Origin of the sequence: Amycolatopsis sp. PS_44_ISF1, assembly GCF_032335455.1 — a bacterium.
Lineage (GTDB): Bacteria > Actinomycetota > Actinomycetes > Mycobacteriales > Pseudonocardiaceae > Amycolatopsis.
On the sequence record NZ_JANUXO010000001.1, the window covers coordinates 1,046,818 to 1,061,131 of the forward strand.

The window sequence follows — 14,314 nt, forward strand, 5'->3', positions numbered from 1 at the left end:
TTAGCCCGGTGCGAGAAGCTGACGAACTCGCTCAGGAGGTGCGGACGCCATGACAACGTCGAAGGTGCGGGCCACGGTGGCACCGATCACGGTGCGCCTGACGCTGCCGGACGACGTCACCGCGCCCGCCGTCGCCCGCAGCATGGTGCGTGAGACCCTCACCGACCTCGGTGTGAGCGGGGTCTTTCGGGACGACGTGCTGCTGGCGACCTCCGAGCTGGTGACCAACGCGTTCGAGCACGGCGAACCGCCGAAGCTGATGAAGCTGCGCTTCAGCGAGAACCAGCTCGAGGTGTCCGTGTTCGATTCCGGCACCGAGTTGCCGCAGCTCAAGGAGCCGTCGCCGACGGAGGCGCGCAGCCGCGGTTTGCAACTGGTGCGCGCGTTGTCCCAGGAATGGGGCTACGAGTGCTGCGACGGGGGCAAGCACGTGTGGGCGACGTTCGCCCTTTCGAACTCGTGAGTGGCCGAAGGGAACCGACTTCGGCGACCGCGACCGACCGGATGGGCAGGGCCTAGGATCGCCGCCATGGAGACGCGCAGGATCACCCGGCTCGGGCGTGAGGTGTCCGCCGTGGGACTGGGTTGCTGGCAGCTCGGCGCCGACTGGGGTGCCGTGGACGAGTCCGACGCGCTGGCCGTGCTGCACGCGGCCGCGGACGAGGGCGTGACTTTCTTCGACACCGCCGACGTCTACGGCGACGGCCGCAGCGAAACGCTGGTCGGCCGGTTCCGGGCCGAACGTGGTGACGGCGTCTTCGTCGCCACCAAGATGGGTCGCCGGCTCGACCAGGTTCCGGAGAACTACGTCGAGAAGAACTTCCGGGAATGGAACGACCGGTCCCGCCGCAACCTCGGCATGGACACCCTCGACCTGGTTCAGCTGCACTGCCCGCCGACCCCGGTGTACTCCTCGGACGCGGTCTACGACGCGTTGGACCGGATGGTCGACGAAGGCCGGATCAAGGCTTACGGCGTCAGCGTCGAGACCTGCGACGAGGCGCTGACCGCGCTCGCCCGGCCGAACGTGGCGTCCGTCCAGATCATCCTGAACTGCCTGCGGCTCAAGCCGTTGGAGCGCGTGCTGCCCACCGCCGTGGAGACCGGCGCCGGGATCATCGCCCGCGTGCCGCTCGCTTCGGGCCTGCTGACCGGCCGCTACACCGCGAACACCACGTTCGGCCGTGACGACCACCGCAACTTCAACCGCCACGGCGAAGCGTTCGACGTCGGCGAGACGTTCTCCGGGGTCCCGTACGAGGTCGGTCTGGAGGCCGTCGAACGGCTGCGCGGGCTGGTGCCCGAGGGACAGACGTTCGCGCAGTTCGCCCTGCGCTGGATCCTCGACCAGCTCGGCGTCAGCGTGGTCATCCCGGGTGCGCGCAGTGCGGAGCAGGCCCGGGGCAACACCGTCGCCGCCGGGCTGCCGCCGCTGCCGGAGGAGGCCGCGGCCGGCGTCCGCGCGACGTACGAAGAGCTCATCCGCCCCCTCGTGCACGACAAGTGGTGAGCCGGTGAACCCCGAAGAGCTGCTGACCACCACCCGCACCGTCCGCAAGCGGCTCGACCTCGACCGGCCGGTGCCGATGGAGTTGATCGAGCGGGCGCTGACCATCGCGCTGCAGGCCCCCAGTGGTTCGAACCGCCAGGACTGGCAGTGGATCGTCGTCACCGATCCCGAACAGCGGGCGGCCATCGGCGACCTCTACCGCCGCGCGGCGCAGGCGTACAAGGCGTCCTCGGGTTTCGCGGGCAAGCTGTTCGCCGACGACCCGCAGCGCGCCTCCGTGCAGCAGCGCGTCGGCGGCAGCGTCGAGTACCTCGCCGAGCGGATGGGCGATGTACCGGTGCTGCTGATCCCGTGCCTGAAGACGGGGTCCGCCACGCTGCCGTCCGGCAACCAGGCCGGGCTGTGGGCTTCGCTGCTGCCCGCGGTGTGGAGCTACATGCTGGCCGCGCGCTCGCTGGGGCTCGGCACGGCATGGACCACGCTGCACCTGAGCTACGAGAAGGAAGCCGCGGAAATCCTCGGTCTGCCGGACGACGTCCACCAGGCGGCGCTGATCCCCACGGCCTACTACACCGGCGACACCTTCAAACCAGCCGCACGCAGTCCCCTCTCGGAAGTCCTGCACGTCGACCGGTGGTGATCGGTCCGGACCACCCGGCGGCTCGAGGTCATGGCAGGGCGGCGACGTACGCCTCGAGCCGGTCGGCCAGCTCCACCGGACGGCTCAGCAGCACCATGTGCGAGCCGCCCATCTCGTCGGCCGTGATCCCCAGGCGTTCCCGGGCCACGCGCCGTTGCAGCTCGGGGGGTGAAAAGCCGGTCTTCGCGGCAGAGCAGCACACGCGTGGGGATTTCGGGGTACGCGGCGGGCGGCCACGGCTCGTTCCACTCGGCGCTCACCTGGTCCCGGCCGCGCGCCAGGTTCTCCGCCGCCAGCTCGGCCGGCACGTCGGCGAGGAACTGCTCGATGACGCTCAGCCCTTCCACCGGGGTGTAGCCGGAGTTCTCCCACCACCGGCTCGGCGCCTCTCCCGGCACGGGCACCATGCCGGCGACGAAGACGAGCAGCCGCGCGTTCAGCCGCTCGGCCACCAGCGGGGCGGTGAAGCCACCGTAGGAGTGCGCGGCCACGACGAGGTCGTCATCGCCGGAGCGCTCGCCGACCGCCGCGACGACGGCGTCCGCGAAATCGCCCAGTCTCGCCGTGGGCTCGCCGATCGGCAGATCGGGCGCGACGACCTGGTGCCCCCGCCTTCGCAGCTCGGCTTCGACCAGGTGCCAGTCCCAGCCACTGCCGCGTCCTCCGTGCACCAGCACGAATGTCGTCATCGGCCCAGCCTAGGCCGGGCAGCGGCCGAGCATGTCGGTCAGCGCGGTCTTCTCCCCCGTGGTCACGGTGAGGCCGTAGTAGTGCTTGACCGTGATCCAGTCCGTCGCGTAGGTGCACCAGAACGAGACCAGCGGCGGCTTCCACTGGTCCGGCGCCTTGTCGCTCTTCTGCTGGTTCAGGTTGTCGGTGACGGCGAACAACTGCGGGCGGGTCAGGTCGTTCGCGAACTGCTCGCGCTTGTCCTGCGGCCAGTCGCGCGCGCCGCTGACCCAGGCCTGGCCGAGTGGCACCATGTGGTCGATGTCGACGTCGTCGGGCTTGGTCCAGGTCTCCCCGTCGTAGACGCTGAACCAACGGCCGGCGGTCGGGTTGCAGTCGGTGCCGGCCTTGACGTCCTTGCCGTCGCGCTTGAGGACCAGCTCGCGGGTGTTGCAGTTGTGCCCCTGGTTGTCCCAGTGGGGGAATTTCTCCCGGGAGTAGCCGGTCATCGACCCGCGCTCGCCGATCTTCAGCTCCGACAACTGCTTCGTCGCGTCGCCGGCGCTGGCGGGAGGCGGCGAGGAGGACTGTGCGTCCACGCGCCTTCCGGCGTACCAGAAGGCGGCGATCGCAACGGCAAAAATGACGACGAGCAAAAGGATCCGCTGGGTGGGGAGCTTCCGGGCCATGGCGCGCGGGGTCCTCTCGATGGGGGCGGGAGCGGCAGTATGCCCGGCCCCACGGCGCTTTCCGCGCAGAAACTCTCGGCCGCCGCCGAACGTGTCCGGGGCCACTTGTCACACCGGGCGCCCGGCGAGCGACTACGAGGTGGGGGACCAGCTCGAAGGGAGCGTCGCCGATGTCCGGGCGGCTACGGAAGTGGAACACGCGGGTCGATGACTACCTGCAGTTGAAGGCGGCCGAGGGCGGGAACCTCGTGGCCATGACCCGGGTCGGCGCCGCCCTGCGCGAACGCGGTGAGCTGAGCGAAGCCGAGTCCTGGTACCGCCGCGCGGCCCTCGGCGGCGATCGCGTCGCGATGACCGTGCTGGCCCGCCTGCTCACCGGCCGTGACGCCCACGACGAGGCCGAGCGCTGGTACCACGAGTCCGCCCTGGCCGGCGACCCGCGCGGAATGGTCGGGCTCGGCCGTTGCTTCGAACGCCGCGGCCGGCTCGAAGACGCGGAGCACTGGCTGCGCGCGGCCGCCGAAACCGGTGAAGCCGAGGCGATGGGCGCACTCGGCCACCTGCTCGCGTCGGGCGACCGAGCCGACGAAGCCGAGGACTGGTGCCGTCGCGCCGCGAGCACGGGCGACACCACGGCGATGCTCGACGTCGGCATCCTGCTGCGCGCACAGGGCCGAACGGCCGAAGCGTCGCGCTGGTGGCGCGAAGCGGTCGAGGCGGGTGACCTCGCGGGCACTTACCTGCTCGGGCGTGACGCGGAACGCTCCGGGCGCGCCAAAGACGCGGAAGCGTGGTACCGCCAGGGCGCCACGGGCGGAAACGCCGAGGCGGCGGTACGGCTGGGGTTGCTGCTGCACCGCCGCGGCGACTTCGCGGAGGCCGAGACCTGGTACCTCAAGGCGGCGGAAGCGGGCAACACCGCGGCCATGACGAACCTCGGACACCTCGCTTCGGGACGCGGAGACCTCACACGAGCGGAGCGTTTCTTCCGTGCCGCTGCGGAAACTGGAGATGTGAAGGGGATGCGCGGGTTGGCCCGGGTGCTGCACGAGCGCGGCTTTCCCGATGAGGCCGGTGTTTGGCTGGCCCGCGCTTCGACGGCTCGGTCTTGAGTCCTTTGTAGACTTCTAGGGGGTGGCGGCAATGGTCTTGCGAGCAGTTCGGATCTTGTGTTATTTTTTGCGCGCGCCCCCTATGGGCCTATTCACGGAGGTATTGGCTACTCAGCCACCACGGGTTCCCCGGAACTCCCGTAATCGTCGACACTCCTTTTTCGGCGAACCGTCCTTCGTTCAGGCCGTTTGCGGGATTTTGCGCTTCTCCGTGGTTTCGTTTTCTTCCGCCTTGGGGAAAGGACCGCATGTGAATTCCATCACCGCCTTCCGAGAGCAGCCGTCGCGAAGGCCCGGGCTGGCCGTGCTCACCACCAGTGGCGCGAAAACGGGGCTTCCACGGGAAAGCCTGCTTGGCTACGTCGAGTTGGACGGCACCGGCGTGGTCGTCGCGTCGGCCGGCGGGGCGGCGCGCAACCCGGACTGGTTCCACAACGTCCGGGCCGACCCGCGCGTCACCGTCGAGACGGGCGACAGGACGTACGACGCGTACGCGGGCATCTCGCCCCCTGAGGAGCGCGACAGGCTCTTCTCACGTGTCGTGGAGGTCGCACCCGGCTACGCGTCGTATCAGGAAATGACCACACGGGTGATCCCGGTGGTGGTCCTGCACCGGCTCGATCGAGTGAAGGGAATGGGTGATTGGCTCGTCGAAGTCCACCGATGGCTGCGGGCCGAGTTGGTGTCGCTGCGCGAGTCCGGCGGTGGTGCGCCGCCTTCGCCGCCGGACCTGCGGGCACACTGTGCCGGTTTCTGCACCGCGCTGACGCGTCATCACCAGGGTGAGGACACCGTCGCTTTTCCGATGCTCGCCGACCGTTTTCCCTCCCTGGCCGACGACCTGGCGAAGCTCACCGAACAGCACGCCACCGTGGCCCGCATCCAGCGCGAGCTGGCGACCATCGTGGACGTGACCGAACTGGACCGCCTGATCACCGAGCTCGACGCCCACTTCGCCGAGGAGGAGCGAGCCGTGAAGACGGCCCTCAACGCGATCGCGGACGCCCCACCAAGCTGACCCAACCGGCGAACCGAGGCCAGCCATTTCGTCACCGGGGCGGGTACCGGTTCGCGGCCCCGGCGCGAATCCTTGACGCAAACCCCTGGACGCAAAACAGGTCCGGCACCATCACGGTGCCGGACCTGTTGTCTTGCTGTCTCAACCAGACGTGCGCCCGAAGGGATTCGAACCCCTGACCTTCTGATCCGTAGTCAGATGCTCTATCCAGCTGAGCTACGGGCGCGTGTTCAGTTGTCAACCTAGCACCTGCCGGAACAGGTACTAGATGAGTGTTCACCTAACTATCTAGCTAGCTAGTAGACATCGTGCGAACAGACACATCGCCTCTAAGATCATGTCCAGACTCATCTACGACAACCTGCCGGGTCCATCTGTCGTGTTCTGCCGGTTTTGTCTAATCAGCTGATAGACTCCAGCTTCAACACGGTCTTCCGCCCCCACCAGCTGGCCAGAGTCGATAGCCGACCAGCCGGAGTGCTGGCCAGAGAGGTTTCCATGTTCGAAGCACCGAAACCTGAGCACCACCTCGGCAACAGCAGCCCTCTTCGCCTCCATTGGCCGGACGTTGTCGTGGTCGTCGTGGGAACCTCCTTCACCATGTTTCTGATAGCTCGCGGCATCACCCCCCTCACCGCGATCGGGCAGGCGACCTTGTCGTTGACGTCCTTCGTCGCCGTGGTGTTCGTCGGCCGCGGTCTCCGGAACATCGCCCAGGGCCGCAGGTTCATCAAGAACCTCTCCGGCGTCAGTGCACTCGAACCGCAGATCGCGACGCTGGCCGGAGTCGTCGAGCACAACTCCCAGGCGATACGCCGGCTGTCGGACAGCCTCGGCAGCAGGTGGCCGGACTATCCTCCTGGGGATACGACTCGAAGCGAGTAGGGACGACAGGACGGAGCGCCGATGAGCTCGCCGAAGCCCGTTGTTTCGTCATCGAAACTTGCTGTTGTCAACACCGCTCCAGCCTTCAAGGGCCTGCTGCGGACACTCATCCATCAATCCGGTCTGACAGCGGGGAAGATAGCAGTCGCGAGCGGTATGCCACGCAGCACCGCGTACAGCCTCACTGACGTCAATCGCGACCATCTGCCGAGTTTGAGCTCGCTGGAAAAGATTCTCGACGCCTGCGCCGTGGACCAGGAACGGGTGGTGGAATGGCAGGACGCTCTCGCCCGGGTCCGTGCGCTGGCAGACCGGACGGAACTGAAGGTCGACGCGCTCGCAGCGGAGCTGAAGGTGCTCCGCAAGGGGCTGGGCATCCAGGCGAAGACGCTGCCCGACCACGTCGGCGCGCGGCTCCGCCAGGTCTGCGAGGTCGAGGACCGAGACAGCCCCGGCACGGTCCGCGACAAGGTCGCGGAGACGGTGCGGGGCCTGATCACCCGGCTACCGGATTCCCAGCAGGAAGTCGCCTGGTTGGTCTTTGGCTTCGGCACTCCGGCCGGCTGGCACTACACCGAGCGGCTGGCCAAGCTGGCCGCAGACGCGCAACGGGACCTCCGCACCATGCAACGGCGCGCCGACGACGTGGTTTACCTCCTCGCCGAAACCGCGTATGCGGCCCCCTCGCGGCTACCCCAGGTGAGCCGCGAGGACCCGTGGCACACCTCAGCACTGGCCGTGCGCCTGACCTTCGCCGAGACCGGCGCGGAGGTGTTCGAAACCCGGCGGATCATCAGCCACGTCGACGGGCTGGAGGAGATCGAGCACTCGATCTCGCTGGCCCGCCCGCTGCAACCGGGCCAGCCGCAGCCCACCTTCGAAGGTCTCGGCATCGACATCGTTGCCGGTGGCGAGGTGCACTCCACGCGCATGCTCTCCTCCACCCGCGCCGCATTCCGGCTGCGGCCCCCGCGCCCCCTCGACGCGGAGGAACAGCACGAATTCTTCTTCCGGATCCGCGTCGACGAATTCCCCTCGCCGTTCTACTGCTGCACGCCCGAATACGCGTGCGAAAGTTTCGATCTCAACATGCGCTTTCACCGCGGCCATTTGCCGATCCGAGCCTGGCGCATCGACGGCGAATTTTCCAAGGACGTGGAGGACCCGATAGCCCCGCGCAAACCCTTGTGGCCGGACAATACCGGCGAGATACACACGATCTTCCACGACCTGGAGCCAGCCAGGTCTTACGGCATCGGCTGGGAGCCAACGGACGGAGCCGCTGGAGGACTACACACGCACTGACTTGCGCCCCGGCGCGAATCCTTGACGCAAACCCCTGGACGCAAAACAGGTCCGGCACCATCACGGTGCCGGACCTGTTGTCTTGCTGTCTCAACCAGACGTGCGCCCGAAGGGATTCGAACCCCTGACCTTCTGATCCGTAGTCAGATGCTCTATCCAGCTGAGCTACGGGCGCGTGTTCAGTTGTCAACCTAGCACCTGCCGGAACAGGTACCAGCGGAGGCTCCGGGATTTGAACCCGGGAGGGGGGGTTACCCCCAACCGCATTAGCAGTGCGGCGCCATAGACCAGACTAGGCGAAGCCTCCTGGGCCGAAACGACCACTGCCCAGATAGGTTACACACCCCCGGCGACCCTCTCGTAGGCACCCCCCGCAACGGGCGATCATCGTCGTAGAAGCCGCCGCAGCCAGGGGGAACGGCCGCCGAGGCCCTCGGCTTCGAAGGTGGCGATGCCGACGCGCGGGAGCTCCCTGACGCCCGGGTAGACGAGGTAGCGCGGGACCCAGCGCGGCTGGAACTTGGCATTGAACCGGTACAGGCTCTCGATCTGGATCCAGCGCGAGAAGAAGTGCAGGACCTTCGCCGAGATGCGCGCGACCGGGCCCGCGCCGATGCGCTGTCCCTGCTCCATCAAGGCGCGGAACGCGGCGAAGTTCAACGACACCTGCGTGATGCCGTGCTCCCGCGAATACAGCAGCAGCTCGGAGATCATCAGCTCGTTGACACCGTTGTCGGCGGTCCGGTCTCGGCGCATGACGTCCAGGGACAGTCCGTGGGCACCCCAGGGCACGAACTGCAGCACCCCGCGGACGCGCCCGCCCTGCTCGGCCGTGACGATCACCGAGCCGGGGTCGCCCATGCGGCCCAGCGCCATCGAGAACCCGCGCTCGGTCTCCGTGCCGCGCCAGTTCGCGGCCAGGACCACCAGCTCGTCCAGCTCGCCCGGGCGCAGGTTCTCGCTGCGGCGCACCAGCACCTTGTACCCGGCGCGCTTGGTCCGCGACGCCGCCTGCCGGACGCCGCGCATGATCCGGCCGTCCAGGGTGAAGTCCGCGGCGTCGACCACGGCCTCGTCGCCGATTTCCAGCACCTCCAGGCCGAAGCGCGACCACACCGTCGCGCCCAGCTCCGACGCGCCCATCGCGGCCGGGACCCAGGCGTTGCGCCTGCAGACCTCCAGGTACTCCTCGATCGCGCCCGGCCAGGCCTCGTGGTCCCCCAGCGGATCGGCCGAGGTCAGCGCCACGCCCGCGATCACGCGGTAGGTCACGGCGGCCTTGCCCGACTTCGAGAACACCGCGAACTTGTCCCGCCGCAACGCGAAGTAGCCCAGCGAGTCACGCTCGCCGTGCTCCCGGAGCAACGCCTGCAGCCGCGCCAGCTCACCGTCCGAGAGGCGGGGAGCCGGCTCCGCGGAGCGAAGCAGGAAGTACGCCGAGACCAGCACCGCGGCGATGCTGAACAGCAGCCCGACCGCCGCCGAGAGGTCTTCCAGCCACCACCCGTGGAACACCGCGGGCCCGCTCACGCCGACCAGCGCCAGCCCGGACTGCGCGAGCCGGTCCGGGAAGTCCAGCGGATCGAGCACCTTCCCCGACGCCACCGAAAGCAGCAGGACGTTGATCACGAACCCGGCCACCAGAAGCTGCGCGAAGACCCGCGCGGCGCGCCAGCGGCCCGTGGCCGGGTCCGGCTCCGCGACGAAGTAGCGACGCGTGGCGATCAGCCCGGCCAGCAGGACCACCGAGACCACACCCGCGCCGAGCGCGTGCTTGAGCCCCAGGTGCGAAAGGGTCAGCAGCACCGCGAAGCCCACGGCCAGCTGCCACGCCCGGCGCTTGCGCCGGCGCAGCCCGGTGGCGAGCAGGATCAGCAGCACCCCGGTGACGATCGCGACGGTCGCCGCCGCCACCGTCGCCTCCTGCGGCAGCTCCAGCCACTCGGACAGGCGCCCGCGCAGGCCACGGCCGGCGGGCACCACCACCGAGAGGATGGTCAGCAGGCCGGTCAGCCTGCTCACCCAGGTGATCGCCGCAACGGACGTGACCCCCGCCACCCGCCAGGTGTGCTGCGCGCGCGTCCCGGTCACCACGCGTGCAACACGTACGGCCGCGCCATGCTTCCCCCGCCTTCGTCCCTACCAGGAGAATAACTTCTTCACCGGTACCTCACACATTTTTATCGCTCGACGCAGGGGTAGGCGGACCGCCGCGGCGGTTCGATCAGGTGCAGGTCGCACGGATGCGCCCGCGCGGGGAGTCAGCGCAGGTGGGCGTCGAACCAGTCGAGGGTGCGCTGCCAGGCTTCCACCGCCGCGCCGGGGTCGGCGTCGAAGCGGTGGTTGGCGCCCGGGTAGCGCACGACGTTGGTGGCCACCTTCGCCGAGGCCGCGGCGTCGCGCAGCTGCTCGACCTCGGCACCGCCCGCCTCGTCGCCGGCGTCGCCGAACATGCCGAGCCACGGGCTGGTGACGTGGCCGGCGATCTCCAGCAGCCGCGGCAGTTCCGTGACGCGCTGGCCGCCGACGCTCACCGCGGCTCCCAGTCGCCGATGCGAGGCGACGAGCAGCGCCGCCGTGCCTCCGAGGTCGAACCCGACGACACCGCGAAGGTCGGCCTCGACGCCGCGTTCGAGCAGCCATTCGAGTGTGATGTCCGTCGCGTCGAGGAGATCCTGCTGCGTCAGTGCTTCGCCGCCTTCGAGGTGCGGCGTGACGGTGAGCCAGCCTTCGCCCGCGAGACTCGCGACGAGCAACACCACACCATCGGTGACTCCGTCGCCTTCGTGCAGGACAACCAGGCCTCCCCGCAGGGCACCCTGGGGCTCCGCGAAAGTCAAGCGCAGCGTGCGGCCGTCGGTACGCTGGTAATCCACGGTGCTCGTCGATGTCATCACCGCACTCAATCACCTCCGGGTGAACATTGGGAACCTTTCTGGATCGGCCGCGGCGGGATACGGTGGCGAGGTTGTCCGCCAGAACCGAGGAGAACCGACGATGCCGTCCCTCGCCCCCCGCCCTGATCTCGAATCGTTGCCGAAGTACGTCCCCGGCCGGACGATCCACGGCGCGATCAAGCTGGCGAGCAACGAGGTCCCCGGCGGCCCCCTGCCCAGTGTGCGGGCCGCGATCACCGAAGCGGCGGCCGACGTCAACCGTTACCCGGACAGCGGTTCCCAGGCTCTGCGCGAGCGGCTCGCGACGGAGCTGGGGGTGCCGATCGAGCAGCTCGCCATCGGCTGCGGCTCGGTTTCCCTGTGCCAGCAGCTGATCCAGGCCGTGTGCGGTCCCGGCGACGAGGCGATGTTCGCGTGGCGCTCCTTCGAGGCGTACCCGATCGTCACGCAGGTGGCGCACGCGATCGGGGTCAAGATCCCGCTGACCGAGGGCCACGGCCTCGACCTCGACGCCATGCTCGCCGCCGTCACGGACCGGACGAAGCTGATCTTCGTCTGCAACCCCAACAACCCCACCGGCACCGTGCTGCACCGCGACGAGATCGAGCGCTTCCTCGACGCCGTCCCGGCCCACGTGCTGGTGGTGCTGGACGAGGCGTACAAGGAGTTCGTGACCGACCCCGAGGTGCCGGACGGTGTCGACTTCGCGCGCACGCGAAGCAATGTCGCCGTGCTGCGCACCTTCTCCAAGGCGTACGGCCTGGCTGGGCTGCGCGTCGGTTACGCCGTGGCGCCGACCCCGATCGCCGACGCTCTGCGACAGGTCTACGTGGCCTTCTCGGTGAACGCCCTCGCGCAGGTGGCGGCCATCGCGTCCCTCGACGCCGCCGACGAGTTGCTCGAGCGCTGCCAGGAGATCATCACCGAGCGCGAACGCGTGCGGAACTCGTTGCTGGACATGGGTTACGACATCCCGCCCACGCAGGCCAACTTCGTCTGGCTCCCGCTGGGCGAGCGCACGGTCGCCTTTTCGGAGCACATGCTCGACCGCAAACTGATCGTCCGCCCGTTCCCGGGCGACGGCGCCCGCGTCACGATCGGCACTCCGGAGGAGAACGACCTGTTCCTGGCCGCGGCTCGGGAATTCCTTTCCTGACCGGGGTTTCCTCCGACGGGTTGGGCCGGGCCGGCTGCTGACGCGGTGGGCCCGCCCTTCGGTGGCACCGCCGCGGCGGCCCGGTCGCCTGAGTGCCCCGCCGCAGTGCGCTCACGCGGGGCGCCTGACCTTCACCGCTGCGGTGGCTGGCTCGGGGTCGGCGCTACTTCAGCAGGAGCTGCACCACCGCGGCGATCCCGATCACCACGATCACACCGCGCAGCACAGTGGGCGAGAGCCTGCGGCCGATCTTCGCGCCCAACTGGCCGCCGATGGTCGAGCCGACGGCCAGCAGGCCGATCACCGGCCAGCTGACCGGGGCGACGATCGCGTAGATCAGGCCCGCCACCACGTTGACCACGGCCGAGAGCGAATTCTTGACCCCGTTCAGGCGCTGCATCGGCTCGGCCAGCAGCATGCCCATCACGGCCATCATCATCACGCCCTGCGCCGCGGTGAAGTAACCGCCGTAGATGCCGATCAGGAACAGCAGCCCCATCAGCAACGGCCCGGCCGGACGCCCGGCGCCGCTCGTCCCGGATGGGGCCGACGCGTTCACGGCGCCGGCGGCAACTGTGGCTGCGGAACTGGCCGCAGCCGGCGTGGGACCGGCCTCATCAGCAGGCGCAACGCTGGTCTCAGCAGCAGCAGCCGCGGCCGTCCGGCGTTTCTGGACCCACTTCGAGATCCGGGGCTGGACGATGACCAGCACCACGGCCAGCCCGACCAGTACCGGCACGACCGTCTCGAACGCGTCTTTCGGCAGGGTCAGCAGCAGCGCCGTGCCGCAGATGGCGCCGAAGAACGACGCCACGGCGAAGCGCATCACCTGGGGCCAGTAGCCCTCGAGCTCACGGCGGTAGCCGTACGCCCCGCTGATCGAGCCCGGCGCCATCCCGACGGCGTTCGACGTGGTCGCCACCACCGGCGGGTACCCGAGCGCCACCAGCACCGGGAACGTCACCAGCGTGCCGGAGCCCACCACCGCGTTGATCCCGCCGGCCCAGATCCCCGCGACGAAAATGATCACCGCGTGCCACCACGTCATAAAGCGCTCACCCCGGGACGATAGGCATTCCCGGCCGCCACCGCGACGCAGATGTGTCCGGGCGAACACGGACAGCTCCGTCCGGCACCACGACACAGGCACCACCACACCCGCTCACCGGGCCTCCCCGATCCGCGCCACCTCGATCCCGGTCCCTCCACACTCCGAGCAGCCACCCGGCCCCGGCTCGAACACCCCAGTCGCGGGCCCCGCCCATCACCTCATTCCGACGGCTCGAACACGCAGAACTCGTTCCCTTCCGGGTCCGCGAGCACGTGCCACTCGATGTCACCGCCCTTCGCGCGGATCAGGGTGGCGCCGGCCGCCACCAGTTCGCCCGGGTCGCCCCAGACGTCCAGGTGCATGCGGTTCTTGACCGTCTTCGCCTCCGGCACCGGGCAGACCCAGAACCGCGGGCCCACCCCCTCCGGGTCGACGATCGGCACCGGCCAGTCGGGCGCGCGCTCGTCGCCGGTGAGTGAGTCGCGGCGGACGTAGCCGAGCGCCGAGCACCACCAGTCCGCCAGTGCGTGGTGGTCGATCGCGTCGATCGCCAGGTCCTTGAACTTCGCGGCCATCCCGCTCCTCCCCCGGCCCGACGGCCCGGCCAGCCCGGTGATCGTGACACGGGCCACCGACGATTTCCGGCGCACGCGGACCGCGCGGGCCTGAGAGGATGGGCGCGTGGCCCACGAATCCGAACAGGTCTGGAGCGCCACCGTCGACCACCTGCGCAGGATGATCGACACCGGCGAGCTCGCGCCCGGCTCGCGCCTGCCCGCCGAACGCGCCCTGGGCGAGCAGCTCGGCATCAGCCGCGGTTCGCTGCGGCAGGCGTTGCGGGTGCTGGATTCGATCGGTTACGTCCAGATCCGCGCGGGCTCGGGCACCTACGTCCGCGAGCAGGAGAGCGCCGACAGCCCGCTGAGCAGCTGGTTCTCCGAGCACGAGCAACTGGTCGAGAAGCTGTTCGACCTGCGCGCGACGGTCGAGCCGACGCTGGCCGAGCGGCTGGCGCTGCACCACTCACCCCGGATCGTGCAGCGACTGGCCGACAACGTGGCCGAGATGGAGGCCGCCGCCGCGGCCGGTGACATGCTCCGGGTGATCGCTACCGACGCCGAGTTCCACCGGGTGATCGCCGGCAACGCGGGCAACGACGACGTCGCCGACCTGCTGCGTTCCGTGCTCGCCCTGGTCGGCGAGGAGCGGCGGGCGGCGCTGCGGCTGCCGGGCCAAATCCGCAAGGCCGTCGACGAGCACCGCGCGATCCTGGAGGCCGTGCGCCGCAACGACGCCGTCGCGGCGCGTGAGATCACGCTGAAGCACCTGCTGGACGCGAAAACCTACGCGCACGACTACGCGTCCAACCCCTGACCCGAGCG

At 69.2% G+C, this 14,314-nt stretch carries 15 protein-coding genes and 3 tRNA genes; 9 read left to right on the plus strand and 9 right to left on the minus strand.

Going from position 1 to position 14,314, the window contains the following annotated elements; genetic code table 11:
• The first annotated feature begins 49 nt into the window (after positions 1–49).
• From NYF13_RS04635 to NYF13_RS04645, 3 genes are all read left to right on the plus strand, one after another.
• A complete protein-coding gene (locus tag NYF13_RS04635; RefSeq protein WP_315654372.1) occupies positions 50–463 on the plus strand; it encodes an ATP-binding protein in 414 nt (137 codons plus the stop codon).
• 66 nt (positions 464–529) lie between these two features.
• Positions 530–1,510 (plus strand): aldo/keto reductase, encoded by a 981-nt coding sequence (locus NYF13_RS04640; RefSeq protein ID WP_315654373.1) that lies wholly within the window; start codon positions 530–532, stop codon positions 1,508–1,510.
• Positions 1,511–1,514: 4 nt separating this feature from the next.
• The gene (locus tag NYF13_RS04645) at positions 1,515–2,150 is read left to right on the plus strand and encodes a nitroreductase family protein (RefSeq protein WP_315654374.1); all 636 of its coding nucleotides are present in this window, start codon (positions 1,515–1,517) and stop codon (positions 2,148–2,150) included.
• On the opposite strand, the gene NYF13_RS04650 is transcribed toward NYF13_RS04645, so the two are convergent.
• Together NYF13_RS04650 and NYF13_RS04655 are read right to left on the minus strand one after the other, a co-directional pair.
• Positions 2,078–2,839, minus strand: a complete 762-nt coding sequence (locus tag NYF13_RS04650; protein WP_315654375.1) for an alpha/beta fold hydrolase — start codon at positions 2,837–2,839, stop codon at positions 2,078–2,080. The two genes, NYF13_RS04645 and NYF13_RS04650, sit on opposite strands and share 73 nt — an antisense overlap.
• 9 nt (positions 2,840–2,848) lie before the next feature.
• Positions 2,849–3,508, minus strand: a complete 660-nt coding sequence (locus NYF13_RS04655; RefSeq protein ID WP_315654376.1) for an HNH endonuclease family protein — start codon at positions 3,506–3,508, stop codon at positions 2,849–2,851.
• A gap of 170 nt (positions 3,509–3,678) precedes the next feature.
• On the opposite strand from NYF13_RS04655, the gene NYF13_RS04660 reads away from it, so the two are divergent.
• Complete coding sequence (locus NYF13_RS04660; protein WP_315654377.1) at positions 3,679–4,620, plus strand: tetratricopeptide repeat protein; 942 nt, start codon at positions 3,679–3,681, stop codon at positions 4,618–4,620.
• A 250-nt stretch (positions 4,621–4,870) separates the two neighbouring features.
• Positions 4,871–5,638, plus strand: a complete 768-nt coding sequence (locus NYF13_RS04665; protein WP_315654379.1) for a nitroreductase/quinone reductase family protein — start codon at positions 4,871–4,873, stop codon at positions 5,636–5,638.
• 152 nt (positions 5,639–5,790) lie between these two features.
• On the opposite strand, the gene NYF13_RS04670 is transcribed toward NYF13_RS04665, so the two are convergent.
• Positions 5,791–5,864 (minus strand) — tRNA-Arg (locus NYF13_RS04670).
• A 272-nt stretch (positions 5,865–6,136) separates the two neighbouring features.
• On the opposite strand from NYF13_RS04670, the gene NYF13_RS04675 reads away from it, so the two are divergent.
• A complete protein-coding gene (locus NYF13_RS04675; RefSeq protein ID WP_315654380.1) occupies positions 6,137–6,523 on the plus strand; it encodes a hypothetical protein in 387 nt (128 codons plus the stop codon).
• 21 nt (positions 6,524–6,544) lie between these two features.
• On the plus strand, positions 6,545–7,828 hold the full coding sequence (locus tag NYF13_RS04680) for a helix-turn-helix transcriptional regulator (RefSeq protein WP_315654382.1): 1,284 nt from the start codon (positions 6,545–6,547) through the stop codon (positions 7,826–7,828).
• A 101-nt stretch (positions 7,829–7,929) separates the two neighbouring features.
• On the opposite strand, the gene NYF13_RS04685 is transcribed toward NYF13_RS04680, so the two are convergent.
• The 4 genes from NYF13_RS04685 to NYF13_RS04700 all read right to left on the minus strand — a co-directional run bounded on the left by NYF13_RS04685 (position 7,930) and on the right by NYF13_RS04700 (position 10,722).
• Positions 7,930–8,003: transfer RNA gene (locus NYF13_RS04685), tRNA-Arg, on the minus strand.
• Between the two features lie 42 nt (positions 8,004–8,045).
• Positions 8,046–8,135: transfer RNA gene (locus NYF13_RS04690), tRNA-Ser, on the minus strand.
• A gap of 77 nt (positions 8,136–8,212) precedes the next feature.
• Positions 8,213–9,922: a phosphatidylglycerol lysyltransferase domain-containing protein gene (locus NYF13_RS04695; protein ID WP_315654384.1), complete on the minus strand. Its 1,710-nt coding sequence runs from the start codon at positions 9,920–9,922 to the stop codon at positions 8,213–8,215.
• 167 nt (positions 9,923–10,089) lie between these two features.
• On the minus strand, positions 10,090–10,722 hold the full coding sequence (locus tag NYF13_RS04700) for a dienelactone hydrolase family protein (RefSeq protein WP_315654386.1): 633 nt from the start codon (positions 10,720–10,722) through the stop codon (positions 10,090–10,092).
• Between the two features lie 103 nt (positions 10,723–10,825).
• On the opposite strand from NYF13_RS04700, the gene hisC reads away from it, so the two are divergent.
• A complete protein-coding gene (gene hisC / locus NYF13_RS04705; protein ID WP_315654387.1) occupies positions 10,826–11,881 on the plus strand; it encodes a histidinol-phosphate transaminase in 1,056 nt (351 codons plus the stop codon).
• 163 nt (positions 11,882–12,044) lie between these two features.
• On the opposite strand, the gene NYF13_RS04710 is transcribed toward hisC, so the two are convergent.
• Both NYF13_RS04710 and NYF13_RS04715 read right to left on the minus strand, forming a co-directional pair.
• Positions 12,045–12,929, minus strand: a complete 885-nt coding sequence (locus NYF13_RS04710; protein ID WP_315654388.1) for a sulfite exporter TauE/SafE family protein — start codon at positions 12,927–12,929, stop codon at positions 12,045–12,047.
• 221 nt (positions 12,930–13,150) lie between these two features.
• Positions 13,151–13,507 carry a VOC family protein gene (locus NYF13_RS04715; RefSeq protein ID WP_315654389.1) on the minus strand — a complete coding sequence of 119 codons (357 nt, stop codon included), beginning with the start codon at positions 13,505–13,507 and terminating at the stop codon, positions 13,151–13,153.
• Between the two features lie 106 nt (positions 13,508–13,613).
• Here NYF13_RS04715 and NYF13_RS04720 point away from each other — a divergent pair, with 106 nt between their 5' ends.
• Positions 13,614–14,306 carry an FCD domain-containing protein gene (locus tag NYF13_RS04720; protein WP_315654390.1) on the plus strand — a complete coding sequence of 231 codons (693 nt, stop codon included), beginning with the start codon at positions 13,614–13,616 and terminating at the stop codon, positions 14,304–14,306.
• Positions 14,307–14,314 lie beyond the last annotated feature (8 nt).

Excerpts from the sequence above, each read along its gene's own strand:
- NYF13_RS04635 (WP_315654372.1), top strand. The coding sequence starts at position 50 with ATGACAACGTCGAAGGTGCGGGCCACGGTGGCACCGATCACGGTGCGC.
- NYF13_RS04640 (WP_315654373.1), top strand. The coding sequence starts at position 530 with ATGGAGACGCGCAGGATCACCCGGCTCGGGCGTGAGGTGTCCGCCGTG.
- NYF13_RS04650 (WP_315654375.1), bottom strand. The coding sequence starts at position 2,839 with ATGACGACATTCGTGCTGGTGCACGGAGGACGCGGCAGTGGCTGGGAC.
- NYF13_RS04655 (WP_315654376.1), bottom strand. The coding sequence starts at position 3,508 with ATGGCCCGGAAGCTCCCCACCCAGCGGATCCTTTTGCTCGTCGTCATT.
- NYF13_RS04660 (WP_315654377.1), top strand. The coding sequence starts at position 3,679 with ATGTCCGGGCGGCTACGGAAGTGGAACACGCGGGTCGATGACTACCTG.
- NYF13_RS04675 (WP_315654380.1), top strand. The coding sequence starts at position 6,137 with ATGTTCGAAGCACCGAAACCTGAGCACCACCTCGGCAACAGCAGCCCT.
- NYF13_RS04680 (WP_315654382.1), top strand. The coding sequence starts at position 6,545 with ATGAGCTCGCCGAAGCCCGTTGTTTCGTCATCGAAACTTGCTGTTGTC.
- NYF13_RS04700 (WP_315654386.1), bottom strand. The coding sequence starts at position 10,722 with ATGACATCGACGAGCACCGTGGATTACCAGCGTACCGACGGCCGCACG.
- hisC (WP_315654387.1), top strand. The coding sequence starts at position 10,826 with ATGCCGTCCCTCGCCCCCCGCCCTGATCTCGAATCGTTGCCGAAGTAC.
- NYF13_RS04710 (WP_315654388.1), bottom strand. The coding sequence starts at position 12,929 with ATGACGTGGTGGCACGCGGTGATCATTTTCGTCGCGGGGATCTGGGCC.
- NYF13_RS04715 (WP_315654389.1), bottom strand. The coding sequence starts at position 13,507 with ATGGCCGCGAAGTTCAAGGACCTGGCGATCGACGCGATCGACCACCAC.